14 protein-coding genes and 1 tRNA gene are annotated in these 19839 nt (G+C 33.2%); 6 read left to right on the top strand and 9 right to left on the bottom strand.

The genetic code is table 11. The features are described 5' to 3' along the window. Window positions 1-19: 19 nt before the first annotated feature. Entirely contained in the window at window positions 20-2086 is a 2067-nt protein-coding gene (locus Q7C23_RS16840) for a TonB-dependent receptor plug domain-containing protein (RefSeq protein ID WP_375033616.1), read from the bottom strand. Between the two features lie 105 nt (window positions 2087-2191). On the opposite strand from Q7C23_RS16840, the gene Q7C23_RS16845 reads away from it, so the two are divergent. Then, entirely contained in the window at window positions 2192-3094 is a 903-nt protein-coding gene (locus Q7C23_RS16845) for a DUF6607 family protein (RefSeq protein ID WP_375033617.1), read from the top strand. 85 nt (window positions 3095-3179) lie between these two features. On the opposite strand, the gene Q7C23_RS16850 is transcribed toward Q7C23_RS16845, so the two are convergent. Both Q7C23_RS16850 and argS read right to left on the bottom strand, forming a co-directional pair. Then, entirely contained in the window at window positions 3180-3890 is a 711-nt protein-coding gene (locus Q7C23_RS16850; protein WP_375033618.1) for a hypothetical protein, read from the bottom strand. A gap of 341 nt (window positions 3891-4231) precedes the next feature. Next, window positions 4232-6010 carry an arginine--tRNA ligase gene (argS, locus tag Q7C23_RS16855; protein WP_375033619.1) on the bottom strand — a complete coding sequence of 593 codons (1779 nt, stop codon included), beginning with the start codon at window positions 6008-6010 and terminating at the stop codon, window positions 4232-4234. A gap of 322 nt (window positions 6011-6332) precedes the next feature. Between argS and Q7C23_RS16860 the strand changes: the two genes are divergently transcribed. Beyond that, window positions 6333-8750, top strand: coding sequence for a TonB-dependent receptor domain-containing protein (locus Q7C23_RS16860; RefSeq protein WP_375033620.1), 2418 nt, complete (start codon window positions 6333-6335; stop codon window positions 8748-8750). Between the two features lie 90 nt (window positions 8751-8840). Here Q7C23_RS16860 and Q7C23_RS16865 read toward each other — a convergent pair whose 3' ends face one another. Further along, window positions 8841-9512 carry a copper homeostasis protein CutC gene (locus Q7C23_RS16865; RefSeq protein ID WP_375033621.1) on the bottom strand — a complete coding sequence of 224 codons (672 nt, stop codon included), beginning with the start codon at window positions 9510-9512 and terminating at the stop codon, window positions 8841-8843. A 97-nt stretch (window positions 9513-9609) separates the two neighbouring features. Then, the gene (locus tag Q7C23_RS16870) at window positions 9610-10617 is read right to left on the bottom strand and encodes a 3-oxoacyl-ACP synthase III family protein (protein ID WP_056195595.1); all 1008 of its coding nucleotides are present in this window, start codon (window positions 10615-10617) and stop codon (window positions 9610-9612) included. 261 nt (window positions 10618-10878) lie between these two features. Here Q7C23_RS16870 and Q7C23_RS16875 point away from each other — a divergent pair, with 261 nt between their 5' ends. Continuing rightward, entirely contained in the window at window positions 10879-13290 is a 2412-nt protein-coding gene (locus tag Q7C23_RS16875; protein WP_375033622.1) for a prolyl oligopeptidase family serine peptidase, read from the top strand. Window positions 13291-13400: 110 nt separating this feature from the next. Here the strand turns inward: Q7C23_RS16875 and Q7C23_RS16880 are convergent, their stop codons facing one another. The 3 genes from Q7C23_RS16880 to Q7C23_RS16890 form a co-directional block, all read right to left on the bottom strand. After that, window positions 13401-14351, bottom strand: a complete 951-nt coding sequence (locus Q7C23_RS16880; protein ID WP_375033623.1) for an ABC transporter ATP-binding protein — start codon at window positions 14349-14351, stop codon at window positions 13401-13403. Window positions 14352-14456: 105 nt separating this feature from the next. Continuing rightward, complete coding sequence (locus tag Q7C23_RS16885) at window positions 14457-15152, bottom strand: OmpA family protein (RefSeq protein WP_375033624.1); 696 nt, start codon at window positions 15150-15152, stop codon at window positions 14457-14459. Window positions 15153-15169: 17 nt separating this feature from the next. Beyond that, the gene (locus tag Q7C23_RS16890; RefSeq protein ID WP_072974997.1) at window positions 15170-15673 is read right to left on the bottom strand and encodes a lipocalin family protein; all 504 of its coding nucleotides are present in this window, start codon (window positions 15671-15673) and stop codon (window positions 15170-15172) included. A gap of 201 nt (window positions 15674-15874) precedes the next feature. On the opposite strand from Q7C23_RS16890, the gene htpG reads away from it, so the two are divergent. From htpG to Q7C23_RS16905, 3 genes are all read left to right on the top strand, one after another. After that, complete coding sequence (gene htpG / locus Q7C23_RS16895) at window positions 15875-17758, top strand: molecular chaperone HtpG (protein ID WP_375033625.1); 1884 nt, start codon at window positions 15875-15877, stop codon at window positions 17756-17758. A 124-nt stretch (window positions 17759-17882) separates the two neighbouring features. After that, complete coding sequence (locus Q7C23_RS16900; RefSeq protein WP_375033626.1) at window positions 17883-18698, top strand: hypothetical protein; 816 nt, start codon at window positions 17883-17885, stop codon at window positions 18696-18698. 131 nt (window positions 18699-18829) lie between these two features. After that, complete coding sequence (locus Q7C23_RS16905; protein ID WP_375033627.1) at window positions 18830-19546, top strand: DUF4369 domain-containing protein; 717 nt, start codon at window positions 18830-18832, stop codon at window positions 19544-19546. A 220-nt stretch (window positions 19547-19766) separates the two neighbouring features. Here Q7C23_RS16905 and Q7C23_RS16910 read toward each other — a convergent pair. After that, window positions 19767-19839 (bottom strand) — tRNA-Thr (locus Q7C23_RS16910).

Here is a 19839-nt window from a genome sequence, read left to right on the forward strand (position 1 = left end):
GTGTTTAAATAAATGTTGATTAAAAATTATATTGAATTCGTGCAAAAAGCTGCCTTCCTGCTAGGTTACTAATTTGACTAGGATCTGTAAAATCAAGTAAATTGTTTGCTCCTCCTTGAAGCATAAATTTATCTCCGATATATTTTGAAATAGATAAGTTTGTTATGAAGTAATCAGCAACAAATGTGTCGTATTTATCCAGAATTTGATTTCCGTTAGTATCAAACATTCCATATTTACTTCTATAAAAAATACGCAAATTGATATCGGTCTTACTTTTTGGAATAGAATAAGCAACTTTGATATTTGCAGTATGCTTAGACCTGTTATACAATCCGAAATAATCCGATTTATTAATCTGAACCGTTTGTAAATCGGAGTTACGGATATATTGATAGTCTTCGAAATTATCTAAAACCGATTTATCCTTTGCTGTTAAATATTGATATCCAAATGAAACCGATAATTGTTTAGTAAAGTCATACGTGGAATTAAATTCTAAACCATACGTAAAAATTTGACTTATATTAAAATAGCTAAAAACATTTTGGCCATTAGTTTTTTGAGCTACAACACGAGTGTCAATCAAATTCTCTATTGAATTATAGAAAGCATTAGCATCTATCCTAAGCTTATTCTTTTTGTAAAAAGTTCCAAAATTGAAGTTTATAGAACTTTCAGCCTCTAATGGACTGTTGAAATTTATTCCTTCAGCTCTACTCAAAATCTGTCCTTGCTCTTGAAGCTGATCCAATCGGGCTTCGGCTACATTATACCCCAAAACAGTGTATCCAACTGAGGGGTTTGTAAAATCAAAATATAATTGACGGAAATCTGGCGCTTTATAACCATAACCCACTGACGATTTTAAAGATAAATTTTCGTTGATTTTATAGTTTGCCGCGAGTTTTGGACTGAATTGTGAAGCATATACACTGTGATTATCATATCTAAAACCAGCTATTATATTCCATCTTTCTGTTGGATTATAATCATATTGCAAAAAGACATATTGTGAATTAAACTCAACTTTTTTATCAAAATAAGTTCTATCCAAAGTCTCATAATTTAAGCCAAGACCCCCAGTCAATTTATCATTTTTTAGTGAAAGTGTAGTTCTAATCTCTGGACGAAGAAGCCATTGATTGTAATAAGCACTTTCATAAGTAACATTATTCTCATCGTTTAAAAACGAATCATTTTTGTAATTGGTAGCATAGAATTCATATTCAGAATATACTTTAGAACTCCATTTATGTTCTAATTTAACCTGTGAATTCCACTCTTTTTCTTTCGCATCACCTTTATAATTTTCAGAATCAATAATAGCGACGTTATCCATTTTCATATCATAAAAACGGTTACTCATAATTAATTTTAAATTCTCTGAGAAATCGTAATATATTTTAGGCTGAATTGTAAAATTATAAAATGGTTCTACATTTTTTAAAGGTGTACTTTTATCTAAATCATAACCATCAGTAGAATAAAAATTAGCAAAAAGATTAGCCGAAAATTTCTTTTTTTTCCAAAGAAGATTTGTATTCGCATCACTAGTATTAAAAGTCGCATACCTATAAGAAAGACTACCCGAAAACATGTCTTTTTTAGGTCTTTTAGTAATAACATTTATTACCCCTCCCATTGCTTCAGAACCATACAACGCAGAAGAGGCTCCCTTTACAATTTCAATTCTCTCAATATTTCCAACCGAAACTCGTGATAAGTCAAGAACACCAGCACTTCTTCCTACAAGCGGCACGCCATCAATTAGAATCATCGTGTAAGCAGCATCTAAACCCTGCATTTGAATACCCTCAAAGCCACTTTCGTCTGGAATCAAAATAATTCCTGTTTGTTCACTTAAAATTTCATTTAATCTTGTAACACCAGATTTAATAATTGCTTCTGATGTAATAATTGTCATCGGTAAAGGCAATGACGAAAGCACCCTTTCTGTTCTCGTTGCGGTTGTAACTTTAACTTCTGATAATTCATTTGCTGAAACACTATCTTTTTTAATTTCTTGAGAAAAAGAAATTTGGCAAAAAAGAACTGCTGCAAAAAGGGTAATTTTAATTTTCATTATTTTTATTAAGTCTGAATAAGACTGCAAATATATAACTATTTTTATTTGTTCTAAATAAAATTTATATATTTGCAAAAAAATTTTAAAACAAAATAATAAGTTATGATTACAAAAAGCCTCTTCTTTTCGGCCGTAACGGCTTTGACTTGTACTCTTGGATTTAGCCAGGATAAAAAACAACAAGACATCAAATCGATCAAATCAATGTGTGGTTGCTATGAAGTGAAATTTAATTTTACTGAAACTTTTCAATATCCAAAAGATACTCTTACTTACAAGCCATCAGAGACTAAACATGAATCGGCTTTGGAATGGGTTGAATTACTGGAAGACACACCAAATAAAATTGTAATGCAACATTTATTGATTGTGAGCGACGATATGATCATTAAACACTGGAGACAAGACTGGCTTTTTGAAAACACAGACTTATATTCATTCAATAAAGGAACATCCTGGAAATACCAAAAATTAGATAAAAAAGCAGTTAAAGGACAATGGACTCAAAAAGTTTATCAGGTGGATGATAGTCCGAGATATGAAGGATCATCAACATGGGTACATGTTGACGGAAAAGATTACTGGGCTAATGTAGCTGACGCTCCTCTACCAAGGAGAGAGCAAACAAAACGTAATGACTACAATGTTTTGAAAAGAAGAAACATTCATGAAATCACTTCTACTGGATGGAATCACGAGCAAGACAATGACAAACTGGTTAGAGATGACAGTGGAAAAGATGTATTGCTAGCACAAGAAAAAGGATTCGATGTTTACACTAAAGTTCCGGATATTAAATGTGCTGCTGCTCAAAAATGGTGGAAAGAAAACAACGCCCTTTGGAAAAATGTTCGTGACAAATGGCAAACGTTGTTTGACAGACATCAAGACTTAAACTTAGAAGCTAAAGTGGATAGAAAAGCATTGTATTCTCTTTTGTTTGATCTAAAACCAGACGCTTCAAAAGCAGAAACAGACAAAATTATCGACAAGTTCGTAAAATAAAAAATGGTTTGTGTTAGTTGTAAAAAAGCCGATAGTTTTAATGCTATCGGCTTTTTTATTCTATATCTTTTAGTTTACAAAACAATTATTTTGATTCTGCACACTCAGAGTAAGTAATAACATGTTTTGTTAAATCTGTCCATTTAGGCTCAGGATTTGCAGAAATCACTTTCTCACAGCTACCCCATAATGGTGCAAACTCTTTTTTATACTCCTTTTTCTTTAATAAAACTGCTGGTGCATCTTTTTTAGCTACGTAATAAGATTTTGCATCGCCGCCAATAAAGTTAACTCCGCCAACTCCTAATGCAGTAGTTTCTTTTGCATTTGGATCACAGTATATTTTGCACTCTTTACTAAATCCCGGGTTTAAGAGTTGCATTAATAATTTTGAAGTTTTCTTTTTAACTTGTACATCAGCTGTTTCAAAATAGGCGTAACCTTCTTTTATGTACGCTTGGTTCAGTTTATCGTCACTCCATTTTTGATAATCAGAAATAAAATCCAGACTTTTAGTTAAATTATCAAGTCCGCTTGGTGGTAGGTACATAAACTTAATATCTTCTGGTTTAAGTTTGTGCTTTTTTCCAGTTGCGTCTTGTAATTTAATATACTCAATTAATCCTTTTTCTCTATCAATATCTCTGATAGTTCCATTGATTTCTGTTCCATCTGCCAAAGTAATGTAGGCTGTTTTACTGTGAGAGAATCCATAAGATGGATTAATTAAATCTTGTGCATTCATTGTACTTAGCGCAAATAAAAATGCTAATACGAAAAAAGGTTTTTTAATCATTTATTTTCATGTTTTTGGTTTTGCTTACTCTTACGATTTTCAGCTTCCTCGATTATTTAAAGCATAAAAGATCTGGGGATCTTCTTTGTTTATTAGCTTATCATGGTATTTTTATAAATCATTTTCTTACTGTAAACATAAGTATAAAATTCACAGCTGCAAATCTAAAATCAATATTTTTAGAAGAAAATTCAGCTTAACAAATCCTTAACCAATTCATTATAATTAATTTATTTTTACTTTGTTATAAACGCAATAATCTCCAAACTGTATCTGATAATAGGATATAAAAAAAAGCCGATAATTAAATTACCGGCTCTTTACTTTTTATGTCCATACGTTTACATTCTCTCCGGAACTTCAATTCCTAATAATGTTAAAGCAGATTTTATAACCTCTGCAACTTTTTGTGAAAGCTGTACTCTGAAAATCTTTTTAGTTAAATCGACTTCTCCTAAAATATGCACCGATTGATAGAATGAATTATACTCTTTTACCAAATCATACGTATAATTTGCAATCAAAGCCGGACTATGATTTTGAGCAGCGTTTTGAATTATCTCAGGAAAAAGTTCGATTTGTTTTACCAATTCTTTTTCTTTTTCATGAAGCTCTTCTGTATTTGTTTTTGCTGAAAATTCAAAATCAGCTTTACGGATTATCGATCGAATTCTTGCATATGTATATTGGATAAACGGACCTGTATTTCCAGCAAAATCTACAGATTCTTCCGGATTAAACAAAATACGTTTTTTAGGATCTACTTTTAAGATGTAATATTTCAAAGCACCAAGACCTATTGTTTTATACAATTTTGCTTTTTCCTCTGCAGAATAACTATCCAATTTCCCTAAATCTTCAGAAATTTGTTTAGCCGTATCGGTCATATTCTGCATCAAATCATCAGCATCTACAACAGTTCCTTCACGGCTTTTCATTTTCCCTGAAGGTAAATCAACCATTCCGTACGATAAATGATACAAGCTTGAAGCCCAGTCAAAACCTAATTTTTTCAAGATTAAAAACAACACTTTAAAGTGATAATCCTGTTCGTTACCAACTGTATAAACCATTCCGCCAACATCTGGCATATCTTTTACACGCTGAATTGCGGTTCCAATATCTTGTGTCATATAAACCGCAGTTCCGTCAGAACGTAATACGATTTTACGATCTAAACCTTCGTCTGTCAAGTCTATCCAAACTGAACCATCAGGATCTTTTTCAAAAACTCCTTTATCAAGTCCAACCTGAACGACATCTTTTCCTAACAAATAAGTATTGCTTTCGTAGTAATAACGATCAAAATTAACTCCAAGATTGGTGTAAGTGGTAGCAAAACCATCATAAACCCATTGGTTCATCATCTTCCAAAGCTCAATTACTTTTTCATCACCAGCTTCCCATTTCTTCAGCATATCTTGTGCTTCAACAATAATAGGCGCTTGTTTTTTTGCTTCCTCTTCGGTTTTTCCTGTTTCTATCAATTGGTTAATTTCTGCTTTGTAAGCTTTATCAAACTCTACATAATATTTACCAACTAATTTATCTCCTTTTAAATTCGAACTTTCAGGAGTTTCTCCATTTCCGAATTTCTCCCACGCCAACATCGATTTACAGATATGAATTCCACGATCGTTGATGATTTGCGTTTTGTATACTTTTTTACCAGATGCTTTAATAATTTCTGCTACAGAATATCCTAACAAATTGTTACGAACGTGACCTAAGTGCAAAGGCTTATTTGTATTTGGCGAAGAATACTCCACCATTATAGCTTTATCTTCCGGATTTGGCGTTACATAACCAAATTTTATATTGTCTTTTATTTCATTAAAGAAATTCAAATAATAACTATCTGCAATTACAATATTCAGGAAACCTGAAACCACATTGAAGCGGGCAACCTCAGAAACGTTTTCAACTAAATAATCTCCAATTTTATTTCCAAGTTCGACTGGATTGCTTTTGATTACTTTCAGCAATGGAAAAATTACCATTGTAATATCACCCTCAAACTCTTTTCTGGTAGTTTGAAATTCGATTTTATCAACAGTAACATCAAATAATGCCTTAATGGCGCTTTGTATAGAAGGAGTAAGAATTTGTGATAATGACATGTAAACTTATTTTAAAGTGAGCAAAGATACTGCTTATTCACCAATTACAGAAAATGAAAAACATATAAAATTAAACAAAACACTTAGAATTTCTTAAAAATCACTTTGAATAGAATGTTAAAATTATCAAAAAACTAAAATGCTAATCTATTAAACAACAGGGCATCTTCAAAAAAACTTAATCTTTTTCGTTTTTTTCTGTAACATAACGATAACAAAAGAGTCTTAATAGGAACTTTGAATTCATTTGAAGCCAAAAAATCTAACAAAAACAAAAAAACAATCATCATCAATCAAATCAAAATAATCAACTAGTACTATTATGAAATTAAAACTCTTTCTGTTTGCATTACTGGCAGTAATCGCAACAGCTCAGGCCCAGAACACCGGAACAGTGTCTGGAAAAATCTCTGAAAAATCGAATAACGCACCTATTTCTTACGCAACAGTTTCTATTAAAGACAACGGAAAAGTGGTTTCAGGAGTAAACACAGATGACAATGGGGACTTTACAATTAAAAATCTAGCTTTAAAAAGTTATACAATCGAAATTCAATACATTGGATTTAGAAAATACATTGGTTCTGTAATTTTAAGCGACAGTAAAAAAACGGCAACTGTGAATGTTTCTCTTGAAGAAGAAGCGACTCAGCTTAAAGGTGTAAATATAGTAGCTGAACGTTCAACAATGGAACAAAAAATTGACCGAAAAGTAATTACTGTAGGTAAAGATTTGACTACTGCAGGAGCTTCTGCATCTGACATTATGAGCAACATTCCATCAGTAAACGTAGATCAGGATGGAAAACTTTCACTTCGTGGAAACGATAATGTACGTGTATTAATTGACGGAAGACCATCAAATATTGATCCTGCGCAGTTGTTAAAACAAATTCCATCAACTTCTATCAAAAAAATTGAGTTGATCACAAACCCAAGTGCGAAATACAATCCGGAAGGAATGTCGGGTATCATCAACATTATTTTGCACAAAAATGCTAACACTGGTTTCAACGGAAGCTATAGTGGCGGTATTACTTTTGGAAAAACGGCCAAATACAATCAATCATTAGATTTGAATTATAAAACTGGGAAAGTAAATTTCTTTGGAAATGCAGGGCAAAATTTTGGTACTTATTACAATGAAGGTCATATCGTAAGATTAGATCAGGATGTAGACCAAAAATTAGATATTTCAAACGATAATGACAACTACTTGTATAAAGTGGGTATGGATTACTTGATCAATGATCACAATACTTTGTCATTTTATACCAACCAAAATAAATCTACCGGAACGGGAATTGTTCTTACTGATATTAATTATAATAACGGTGACCCGGACATTTTAAACATCTACCAAGATTCTAAATATCAAGGGCCAAGTACAACCGGAACTTACAATTTAGCCTACAAACATATCTTTAAGAAAGAAGGACATACTTTAGATTTTGAAGGAAACTACAGTGATACTAAAGAGATTCAAAATTCAAATTTTGATACTCAAACAACTAGTCCTGCCAACACAGTAAATGACATTGTTTACAATGATTTTATTAATGACAAAAGAAAATTAAGCACTATTAACGTTGATTATGTAAATCCGTTAAATGATAAAACGACTCTTGAAGCTGGTGCTGAAGCCAGAATTACAAGAACAACTAATGATTATACTACTGAAAATCCTTTAGTAGCTACTGAGGATCAAATTTCTAACTATATTTATGACACTGATATTTATTCAGCTTACGTAACTTTTGGTCAGAAATTCAAAAAATTCAGTTACCAGGTTGGAACTCGTTTTGAAAGCTATAAGGTTACTTCAAATCTTAATTATGGTTATAAAACTTTTAATGATGATTATATCACTTTATATCCTTCAGCTTATTTAACTTATAATTTAAATGAGAAAAATGTATTGCAATTAAGTTATAGCCGTCGTGTTGACCGCCCTAGTTTAGAACAGACAAAACCTATTCGTGAGTTTTCTACCCCATTGGTAACGTCTTACGGAAATCAGGAATTAAGACCTCAGTTTACGAATTCTGTAGAAATGAATTATACTAAAACGCTTGAAAAAGGAAGTGTAACAGCAGGTGTTTTCGTAAGAAGAATTAACGATCAAATCAGCAGAACATTAAGTCCTGATCCAAATGACGATTCAGGATATAAACAAGTTTTAGGTTTTACAAATTATGACAATAGCAGCTCTTATGGATTTGATGTTTCATTAAATTACAAACTTACAAAATGGTGGGATATTCAGCCATCGATTGATTTTTCAAGCATAAAACAGCATGGTGTAGTTTTCCAATTAGATCCTGCTTCAGGTGAAAGTTTACCTTATGAACGCACTGTTACAACATCAGCATTTAATGCTCGTATGAACTCAAACTTTAAACCAACAAAACGTTTAAGCTTTTTATTATTCGGTTTTTACAGAGGTGGTGTTGAAGAAATTCAACAACACAGAAACGAAATGTACAAAATAGACATTGGTTCACGTTATACATTATTAGACAACAAGATGAACATAAGTGTACGTTTCAATGACGTTTTCAACACCATGAAATTTTCATTTGACGGAATTTATCCTTACCCGCAAACAGGACAGTTTTCATGGGAAAGCCAAACCGTTTATGTAGGTTTAACTTACAACTTTGGTGGAGGAAAAATCAAAAACTTACAACGTAAACAAAGAGAAGATAACACTAACAAAGGTGGTGGTGGAATGTTTTAATCCCACTTTTATTAGTAGATTTTAATAGTTCTTGTAGAAAAGAAAAGCCTGGAGTATGCCAACTCCAGGCTTTTCTATTTTATAAACAGCTTATAAAAAGTTTCGCAATTCTTTTATCTCTTCCGGATTTGCAGTTTCCGTATTGTCTGTTATTGCCGATGAATGATAAAAGGTCGGCTCCAATTTATCCTGCAATAATTTAATATTAGAGGACCGTAAGCCGCCACCTGGCATAATTTCAATTTTGCCTTTCGCCCATTTTTGAATTTTTTCTAAATCAAATATCCCTTCCTCCACATTTATTCCCTGACCAGAAGTCAAAATGGTTGTAAAACCGCAGTCAATTACATCTTTAAGAGATTTTTTGACATCTTTCACCACATCGAAGGCACGATGAAAGGTACACGGAAGAGGATGAGCCATATTAACCAATTCCTTATTGCGTCTTTTATTTATATTTCCGTTTTCCTTTAAAATTCCAAAAACAAAACCATCAACTCCCAGTTTTTTGAACTGTTTGATATCTTGTTTCATTTCAACAAATTCATCATCGTTATAAATAAAATCGCCACCACGAGGTCGTATAATGACATGCATTTTTATAGCTAATTTTTCACGCACCCTAACCGCTAAGATTGGATTTGGAGTTGTTCCGCCAAGTTTCATATTATCGCATAGTTCGATTCGGTCTGCTCCATTTTCCTGAGCGATTATGGCCGATTCATAATTGAAGCATGCTATTTCGAGTTGATTTTTTTTCATTTTGAATATATTTTTCTCAAAAACTACAAACCACTAAATTATAAAAAAACCCGCTCTTAACAGAGCAGGTTTTAAATATAATGCAAGATGAATTAAATTACCATTTAATAATAGCGCTCGCCCAAGTAAATCCACTTCCGAAAGCTGCTAAAACTACTGTATCTCCAGATTTGATTTTGCCTTGTTCCCAAGCTTCTGTCAAAGCGATCGGAATAGATGCTGCAGTTGTATTTCCGTACTTCTGAATATTATTATGCACCTGATCATCTGTCAATTTGAATTTATTCTGAATGAATTGTGAGATTCTCAAATTCGCCTGATGCGGAATCAACATATCAATATCTGAAACCTGTAAGCCATTTGCTTCTAAACCTTCATTGATGACCTCAGCAAAACGAACCACTGCATTTTTAAATACAAACTGCCCATTCATATAAGGATAATAGCTTTCGTCATTTGGATCATTATCTGCAATAATATCAGTTACCCAACGCGCTCCCATTCCGGGTGCCTGCAAAGCTAATTCCTCAGCGTGTTGTCCTTCTGAATGTAAATGCGTGGATAAAATTCCTTTTGATAAATCTTCTTCACGACTTAAAACTGCCGCTCCTGCTCCATCTCCAAAAATCACCGACACTCCTCGTCCACGAGTTGTCATGTCTAATCCGGTTGAATGCACTTCAGAACCAATTACCAAAATGTTTTTATACATTCCGGTTTTAATGTATTGATCTGCAACAGAAATTGCATAAACAAAACCAGAGCATTGATTTCTTACATCTAATGCTCCAACTGTTCGTAATCCTAAATCACGTTGTACTAAAACTCCGGGACCTGGAAAATAGTAATCTGGACTTAATGTAGCAAAAACTACAAAATCAATATCTTCTTTGGCTACGCCAGAACGTTCTATTGCAATTTTAGCTGCTTTTACTCCCATTGAAGTTGTGGTATCCTCTCCACGAATGATGTGTCTGCGTTCCTGAATTCCGGTACGTTCCTGAATCCATTCGTCATTGGTATCAATTAATTTAGACAAATCATCGTTGGTCACAACATTTGAAGGAACATAATATCCTAAGCCCGCTATTTTTGAATGATACATATTCTTTTATTATTTGTTAAAAAATTGGATTGCAAATTTACGTATACTTTAAAACATAAGCGTCCAAATTACTATTTTTTTCGTTATTAGCAATTTAATATAATTTAATTATACATTAGATAATGTTCTTTTATTGATCGAAAAAACAGTTTTAGCATCGAAAGCCTGAAAAGTATGAAAATAGTTCAAAAAATGTAACAATATTGAAGTACTTTAGTCAAACATCCTGAATACCATTTTTAAACCACTAAAATTCAAATTATGAAATTAAAGGTTACATTATTATTATTCTTAAATGTTGGCTTTTTTACTTTTGCGCAAGAAAATTTAACCTACCAAAAACCATCTAAATCTATTTTAGATTTAGCCGATTATGAAAGGGCTCCGACAGTATCAATGGATACTAAAAAAGAATACATGCTGTTTATGTATAGAAGTACTTACAAAACATTAGACGATTTAAATCAGGAAGAACTTCGTTTGGGAGGTTTGAGAATTAATCCAATAACGAATATATCAAGTTCAGTTACCTATCTGAATAATTTAAAAGTTAGAAAAGTAAATGGTAAGGAAGAGATTCAGGTTGCCGGATTACCAAGTAATCCTAAAATAAGCAATATTCTTTGGTCGCCAAACGATAAAAAAATAGCATTCTCAAACACTATTGCTACTGGCGTAGAACTTTGGGTTCTGGATGTTGCATCGGCGCAAGCCACAAAACTTACAGAGGCAAACGTAAACGCCAACTTAGGAAATCCTTTTAACTGGTTTTTAGACAACGAAACGATTTTGGTAAAAATGCTTCCCAAAGACAGAAAACCATTATTAGATTCTAAAAAAGATTTACCAACCGGACCAATCATCTCAAATACATCCGGGACAAAATCTCAGAACAGAACATATCCTGATATGCTAAAAAATCAGAATGATGAAATCAACTTTGAGAACATTACCACGTCTGAATTATACAAAGTAAATTTAAACGGAACTGCAACCTTGTTTAAAGATACAGCTATGTATTTTGGTGAAAAAATTTCTCCAGACGGAAATTACATCATGCTAACTACGATTCAAAAACCATTCTCCTATGTAGTTCCTTTATATAGATTCCCGTCTAAAACTATTGTTTATGATGCTAGGGGAAAAGAGATCAAAACTGTAAACGAAGTTCCGCTTAACGAAGTGATTCCAAAAGGTTTCATGGCAGTGAGAAAAGGAAAAAGAGATATGGCATGGAGAACTGATAAACCAGCGACTTTATATTATGCTGTAGCTTTAGACGAAGGAGATCCTGCTAATAAAGTTGATTTTAGAGACGAAGTTTTTCTTTGGGACGCTCCTTTTACAAATGAAGCCACTTCATTGGTAAAGACACCTCAGCGTTTTAGCGATATTATTTGGGGAAATGACAATATTGCAATGGTTTCTGACGAATGGTATGACACTCGTAACACTAAAACGTATGTCATAAATCCTTCAAATCCTGCGCAACAGCCAAAAGTAATTACAGACAGAAACTCTCAGGATGTATATTCAGATCCAGGTATTTTTGAAACTAAAAAGAACGAATACAACAAATATGTTTTAGCTATCGAGAATGACAATGCTTACCGTATTGGAGATGGTTATACAAAAGAAGGTCAATTTCCTTTTATTGATCAGTTCAATCTAAAAACCTATCAATCAAAACGTATTTATACTTCTCCTTATAAAGACAAAAAAGAAGATTTATTAGAAATCGAAGATTTCAAATCAGGAAAAGTTTTAGTTCAGATTCAATCGAAAAATGAATATCCGAATTATTATTTCAGAAACATCAAAAAACAAAACAGTCTGACGCCAATAACAACTTTTAAAAATCCGTTTGAAAGTATTAAAAATGTCAGCAAAGAAGTAATCAAATACAAACGTAAAGACGGTGTTGAATTATCCGGAACTTTATATTTGCCTGCAGGTTATGACAAAGTAAAAAAAGAAAAATTACCGTTATTGATCTGGGCTTATCCGGCAGAATACAAAGACAAAAACAGTGCTGGACAATCGACTCAAAACTCAAATGAATTTACTTTTCCTTATTACGGATCTTTCGTTTATTGGGTAACAAAAGGATATGTAGTTTTAGACGATGCTGCTTTCCCAATTATTGGAGAAGGAACAACAGAACCTAATGACAATTTCATTTCTCAGTTGGTAGATAACGCAGCAGCGGCAATTGATGCTGTTGATGCTTTAGGATATATTAACCGCAAGAAAGTAGCCGTTGGAGGACATTCTTATGGTGCTTTCATGACGGCAAATTTATTGACACATTCTAATCTTTTTGCGTGTGGAATTGCGAGAAGCGGTGCATACAACAGAACACTAACCCCATTTGGGTTCCAGACTGAACAGCGTAACTACTGGGAAGTTCCGGAAGTTTACAATACAATGTCACCTTTTATGAATGCTGATAAAATGAAAACACCACTTTTATTGGTTCATGGTGAAGCCGATAATAATCCGGGTACTTTTACTTTGCAGACAGAACGTTATTTCCAGGCTTTGAAAGGTTTAGGAGCTAATGCCAGAATGGTCATTTTACCGAAAGAAGCACATAGCTACGTGGCCAAAGAAAACATTCTACACTTACTTTGGGAACAAGATCAGTTCTTAGAGAAGTATTTAAAAAACTAGACAATCTAATATTGTAGGTATAAAAAACCCGACAGATTAAAAAACTGTCGGGTTTGCTATTTTTAACGGTTCCGAAAATTATCTAATTATCTAATTGTCACATTTTTTAATTAAAGATAATTCAAGCCTAAGAAAATTTCTTGTTCCAGCGGCAAATCAATTTCACTTTCAAAAAAGATCAATTGCCTTTTATAAACTGTTTCAATTAAATAATGATTTCCTCTAAAATAAGTTCTTCTGATTTTCACTGGTAATTTAGACTCAGAAAGCATTTTCAACTGGTGTGGATAAACTAACGTTTTGTGTGTTTCATCTTCATAATCGAGCAATAAATGAGTTGGTATTTCATTTACTTCACCAAATAAGGATGCTACATATTTAGTTTGAGGATCCTCGTAAATCTTTGTTGGATTATCTTTAACTATAATTTCTCCATTACGCATTACTATCGCTTCATCTGCAAACGATAATGCATCAGTACTATCGTGTGTTGCAATGATGCAGGTAATTCCCTTTTGTTTTAAATATCGGAACAAATTTCGGCGCAAAGCATTTTTACGAAAAGCATCAATTTGACTAAACGGCTCGTCAAGTAAAATTACTTCCGGCTCCAAAGCCAAAACTCTTACCAAAGCGACACGCTGTTGTTGTCCTCCACTTAAAAATTTAGCCTTTACACTAGAGAACGATTCCATTTCGACCATCTCCAATAATTCCTGAACACGCAATTTTTTCATGTTGGCGAAACCATTCGAAAGAAATTTTCCAACATTTTCCGCAACCGTTTCGTAAGGAGACAAATCAAAATCCTGTGCCAGATATTTCATGTAAGGCATTCCCGGAATCAAATTATATTTCGGACCTAAGATTGGTTTTTCATTATAAAAAATCTTGCCTTCATCTAAATCATACAAACCATACATAAGCTTAAGAAGCGTGCTTTTTCCGCAGCCGCTTTCGCCAATAATGGCAATATTTTCACCTTTGTTTATAGTAAAGGAAACGTCTTTAATAACGGGTTTATCGGTATAGGAGAAAGAAATATTCTGAATGTCGAGCATGGGTTGTATTTGAGAGTACAAATTTACAATGTTTAAATTCTAAAGTCAAAAAAAAAGCTGCTTCAATTAAGAAACAGCTTTTAAAATTTTTTATTGTCTTAGAAACTATTTTCCAGCTTCAGTTTTAGCATCATTTACCATTTTGTCATTTGCTGTAATAGCAAACTCAACACGACGGTTTTGGCTTCTTCCTTCCGGAGTATCATTTGTTGCAATTGGATCAGCAATTCCTAAACCTGAAGTTTTGAAACGGCTTGATTTTAATCCTTTTGAAACTAAATAAGCTTGCACAGAAGCAGCTCTTTGTCCTGAAAGCGTCAAGTTATATTCCGGTTTTCCAGTGTTATCTGTATAACCAAAAATTTCGATATTAGTATCTCCGTATTCAGTAAATACAGGGATTAATTTATCTAAATTCGCTTTTGCCTGAGTAGTCAAAGTTGATTTATTAGTATCAAAACGAACTGCATTTTCGTTTAAAGTTAAGTGAATACCTTCACCTACTCTTTCAACATCAGCACCAGGTAAGGCCTGATCGATTTCACGAGCTTGTTTATCCATTTTATTTCCAATAAGTGCTCCGGTTCCACCACCAACGGCAGCACCAATTGCAGCACCTAAAGCAGCATTTCCGCCTTTCCCTAAATTATTTCCTAAAATACCACCAATAAGACCACCGGCAACTACTCCGATTCCGGCTCCTTTTTGTGTGTTATTTGCATTTTTAACTGAATCGCAGCTTGTAAAAAAACTAACTAATACAAGTAAACTACTCAACCCTAAAACTGTTATCTTTTTCATGTGTATATATTTTAATATTAATTGGCTCTTTGAAATTGGTAAGTAACATCTTTAGTTTGTCCACCTACATTAATGTTGTCTATTAACTCAAAAGAGTTGTCTGTTACACCGGCAACCTTTAGTAAATAGCCTTCCTTAACGTTTTTCGATTTTGTTCCAGGATTAACAATTTTTAGTACAAAAAGACCTTGATTATTTATACTCCACACAATTGGAGAAGTAAATGCCGTACAACTTGGAGCTGTCAATGTCATTGTACCTTTATTATTGTTTGAAATAAAACTCCAGGTACTACCAATAAAACATTTAGAATCCGCAAGATCAAATGAATTTACTTTAATATACTCTGAACCTGGGTAAGACACATTAGTTAGGACCCAATTTCCTTTAAGCGCTACTTGAGTCGATTTGTCAAGTTTAGTCGAAAGCGTTGGTGCTTCTGTTGAAGCTGTTGTAGACGAAGCTGATTTACACGCGAATACCATTGTGGCGATCATGCAAATGAAAAGAATTTTCTTCATTTTGTACATTTTTTAAGTTAATACTTACAGGTTTTACAATTACTGTACCACAAATATACGATTCATTGAAATATTAACAGTTCCAAAATCTAATTATTTTCTTTCAAAATTAACACTTCGGTCATTTTGTCACCTAAAAAACAATTGGTATTCTATTTGAAGGAATGAGAATCATCACATTAAACTAAAAAATTAAAAAATATGACAACAGGTAAAATTAATGTTTCAGTAGAAAACATCTTTCCCTTAATCAAAAAGTTCTTATACAGCGATCACGAAATTTTCTTGCGTGAGCTGGTTTCAAATGGAACCGATGCTACTTTAAAATTAAAACACCTTATTAGCATTGGCGAAGCTAAAGTTGAATACGGAAATCCGGTTATTGAAATCAAAGTTGATAAAGAAGGGAAAAAAATCCACATTATCGATCAAGGTTTAGGTATGACTGCAGACGAAGTAGAAAAGTACATCAACCAGGTTGCTTTTTCCGGAGCTGAAGAATTCCTTGATAAATACAAAGATTCCGCTAAAGATTCTGGAATTATTGGTCATTTTGGTCTTGGTTTCTATTCTGCCTTTATGGTTGCTGAAAAAGTAGAAATCATTACTAAATCATACAAAGATGAGCCAGCTGCACACTGGACTTGTGACGGTAGCCCTGAATTTACTTTAGAGCCAGCTGACAAAACTTCACGTGGTACTGAAATCATCCTTCATATCGCTGAAGATTCTCTTGAATTTTTAGAAGATTCAAAAATTGCTGGTTTACTAAGCAAGTACAACAAGTTTATGCCTATTCCGATTAAATTCGGAACAAAAACAGAAACACTTCCAAAACCGGAAGATGCTCCTGAAGATTACATCAATGAAACTGTTGAAATTGACAACATCATCAACAATCCAAACCCGGCATGGACAAAACAGCCATCTGAATTATCTGAGGAAGATTACAAAAACTTCTACAGAGAGTTATACCCAATGCAGTTTGAAGAACCGTTATTCAACATTCATTTAAATGTAGATTATCCGTTTAACTTAACCGGAATTTTATATTTCCCTAAGTTAGGTTCTGACATGCAAATTCAGAAAGATAAAATTCAATTGTACCAAAACCAGGTTTACGTTACAGATAACGTAGAGGGAATTGTACCTGAATTTTTGACGATGTTAAAAGGTGTGATTGACTCTCCGGATATCCCTTTGAATGTTTCTCGTTCAGGTTTACAGGCGGATGGTTCAGTGAAGAAAATCTCAAACTACATTACTCGTAAAGTTGCCGATAAACTAAAAGCTTTATTCAGTGAAAATCGTGCTGATTTTGAAGCAAAATGGAACGATATTAAAATTGTTTTAGAGTACGGAATGCTTTCTGAAGATAAATTCTACGAAAAAGCAGGTGCATTTGTATTGTATCCAACTGTAGATGACACTTACTTTACCCTTGAAGAATTAAAAGAAAAATTAAAAGAAAACCAAACGGATAAAGACGGAAAACTGGTAGTGCTGTATGCTGGAAATAAAGATGCACAACACTCTTATATTGAAACAGCAAAAGAAAAAGGATACGAAGTATTGCTTTTAGATTCTCCGATTATTTCACATTTGATTCAAAAAATTGAAGGTGATAATAAAGATGTGACTTTTGTTCGCGTGGATTCTGATCATATTGATAATTTAATCAAAAAAGACGAAAACACGATTTCTAAATTATCTGATGAAGAAAAAGAAACACTAAAAACTTCATTAGAAGCTTATATTCCAAAAGCATATTCTGTACAATTAGAAGCTATGGACAGCCAGGCAGCTCCGTTCATTATCACGCAACCAGAATTTATGCGTAGAATGAAAGAAATGAGCCAGTCAGGCGGCGGCGGAATGTTCGGAATGGGTAATATGCCGGAAATGTACAATTTAGTTGTAAATACAAATTCTGATTTAGCAACAAGTATCTTAAATACAGAGGACAAAACACATCAGGAACACTTGGTAAAACAAGCTTTAGACTTAGCGAAGTTATCGCAAAACCTACTAAAAGGTGAAGCTTTAACAGCTTTTGTAAAAAGAAGTTTCGAAATGATTAAATAAAGTTTTTTTTCAAAAAAAATAATTTTTAAAATCCTGTGGGTCTGACTCACAGGATTTTTTTATTGGAATTATTTTTTTTATTACATTTGAAAGCCTTTTAATCTAATCTTAAACTAAAACTACTATGAAAAAAACAGCTTTTTTACTTCTAAGTCTTTGCGCTACAGCATTAATTTATGTTTCTTGTTCAAATAATGATGATGTTGTTAATGAAACTGACACTACCGCTGTAAGAGCCTCTGTCGCAATTGACGCAGCGAACGAAATGGACATCAATACCGGACTACTAGTAACAAACAGTTCACCAACTGCAAAATCAACTACTGATATTGCAGGCGTATGTGCTACAATTACAGTTTCTGGAGATTCTTATCCCAAAATATTTACCGTTGATTACGGAACAACAGGCTGTACCGATAACCAACTTATTAGAAAAGGTAAACTAAAAATTACACTTTCAGGACCAATTACCACTCAAGGAAGCAAGTTAACTATCGAGAGAATCGACTATTCTATTAACGGAATAAAACTAGAAGGAACAATTGAATACACAAATACTACTACTGCTCCAACTGTACCACAATGGAGTAGAAAAGTTACTAACGGAAAATTTACTGATCTTCAGGGAAGAGTGTATACAAACTCCGGAATGCATACTGTAAAACAAACAGCAGGTGTTGACACCCCTTATATTTTAACAGATAATGTATATGAAATGACAGAAGGAAATCATACAGTAACAACAGACAAGGATGCAACCCTAACCTTGACCGTTCAGGAAACATTAGTTAAAAAACAATCATGTGCTTATATCTCTAAAGGAAAATTAAAAGTAGAAGGCGGGTTTCTTAAAGGTGTTATTGACTACGGAAACAATGATTGTGATAGTATATTCACTTATACTCATGAAAGTGGCATTAGCTATACTTTAGCCATGTAAAAGTCTCATTTTTATAAAAATACAGCAATCCCAATTTAGAAATAAATTGGGATTTATTTTTTATTAAAATTTAAATCCCAAACACTACATTCAAACTATTTTCTTTATTTTGCACCAAAATCTAAAAACCAATGAAAAAATCAATTATTGCCTTTGTTGCCCTTGCCCTATTAGCATCATGCAGCAAAAAAGAATCTGCTGACAACCTGCACATCACAGGAAACATTAAAGGATTAAAAAACGGAACTTTATATATTCAAAGAATTGTTGACACCTCACTTGTCGCAATAGATAGTGTCAAAATCGACGGAAACTCAACTTTTGAACGTGATATCAAATTAGAATCTCCAGAAATGCTTTATTTATTCCTGGATCGGGGAGTAAGCAACTCAATGGATAATAACATTCTGTTCTTTGCAGAACCTGGAAATATTAATATCGAAACTAATTTGGATAATTTTATTTACGGTGCTAAAATAACAGGATCAAGAAATCAGGAATTGTATGAAGAATACAAAAAGATAAACTCTCGTTTTAATGATGAAAACCTAAACATGGTTGAATCAAAATTTAGAGCACTTAAAAGACAAGATCAAAAAGCAGTGGATAGTATTGATGCAAAACAACAATCTAATATCAAGAGAAAATACTTGTACGCTACAAACTTCGCCATTAACCACAAAGATCACGAAATAGCACCGTATATCGCTTTAGCTGAGATTTATGACATCAACATTAAGTTTCTTGATACCATTCAAAAATCAATGACTCCAAAAGTAGCACAATCACTTTACGGAAAAAAGCTAACCAAATATGTTGCTGACATTAAAAAGCAAGAACAAAAGTAGTTTTTGCAACACTCATAAAAAAGTCCTGAATAATTTCAGGACTTTTTTTATGGAATGAAATTCCAAATTCTAACTTAACAGAAGTAAAAACAGCTATTTTTTTTTATCCACAGCTTTTCGTATTGATCCCTACAATTGGATTTCAGGATTTCAATTTTGGAGTTTTTACAGAAAGTTTAAAACAAAAAAACCACCACTAAAAAGTGATGGTTTTACGTTGAGCCGGCGGAGGGACTCGAACCCACGACCTGCTGATTACAAATCAGCTGCTCTAGCCAACTGAGCTACGCTGG

The organism is Flavobacterium sp. LAR06, from assembly GCF_041946075.1.
Lineage (GTDB): Bacteria > Bacteroidota > Bacteroidia > Flavobacteriales > Flavobacteriaceae > Flavobacterium.

Excerpts from the sequence above, each read along its gene's own strand:
- Q7C23_RS16870 (WP_056195595.1), bottom strand. The coding sequence starts at position 10,617 with ATGTATCATTCAAAAATAGCGGGCTTAGGATATTATGTTCCTTCAAAT.
- Q7C23_RS16905 (WP_375033627.1), top strand. The coding sequence starts at position 18,830 with ATGAAAAAATCAATTATTGCCTTTGTTGCCCTTGCCCTATTAGCATCA.
- Q7C23_RS16890 (WP_072974997.1), bottom strand. The coding sequence starts at position 15,673 with ATGAAGAAAATTCTTTTCATTTGCATGATCGCCACAATGGTATTCGCG.
- Q7C23_RS16885 (WP_375033624.1), bottom strand. The coding sequence starts at position 15,152 with ATGAAAAAGATAACAGTTTTAGGGTTGAGTAGTTTACTTGTATTAGTT.
- Q7C23_RS16875 (WP_375033622.1), top strand. The coding sequence starts at position 10,879 with ATGAAATTAAAGGTTACATTATTATTATTCTTAAATGTTGGCTTTTTT.
- Q7C23_RS16860 (WP_375033620.1), top strand. The coding sequence starts at position 6,333 with ATGAAATTAAAACTCTTTCTGTTTGCATTACTGGCAGTAATCGCAACA.
- argS (WP_375033619.1), bottom strand. The coding sequence starts at position 6,010 with ATGTCATTATCACAAATTCTTACTCCTTCTATACAAAGCGCCATTAAG.
- Q7C23_RS16900 (WP_375033626.1), top strand. The coding sequence starts at position 17,883 with ATGAAAAAAACAGCTTTTTTACTTCTAAGTCTTTGCGCTACAGCATTA.
- htpG (WP_375033625.1), top strand. The coding sequence starts at position 15,875 with ATGACAACAGGTAAAATTAATGTTTCAGTAGAAAACATCTTTCCCTTA.
- Q7C23_RS16850 (WP_375033618.1), bottom strand. The coding sequence starts at position 3,890 with ATGATTAAAAAACCTTTTTTCGTATTAGCATTTTTATTTGCGCTAAGT.
- Q7C23_RS16845 (WP_375033617.1), top strand. The coding sequence starts at position 2,192 with ATGATTACAAAAAGCCTCTTCTTTTCGGCCGTAACGGCTTTGACTTGT.
- Q7C23_RS16865 (WP_375033621.1), bottom strand. The coding sequence starts at position 9,512 with ATGAAAAAAAATCAACTCGAAATAGCATGCTTCAATTATGAATCGGCC.
- Q7C23_RS16880 (WP_375033623.1), bottom strand. The coding sequence starts at position 14,351 with ATGCTCGACATTCAGAATATTTCTTTCTCCTATACCGATAAACCCGTT.
- Q7C23_RS16840 (WP_375033616.1), bottom strand. The coding sequence starts at position 2,086 with ATGAAAATTAAAATTACCCTTTTTGCAGCAGTTCTTTTTTGCCAAATT.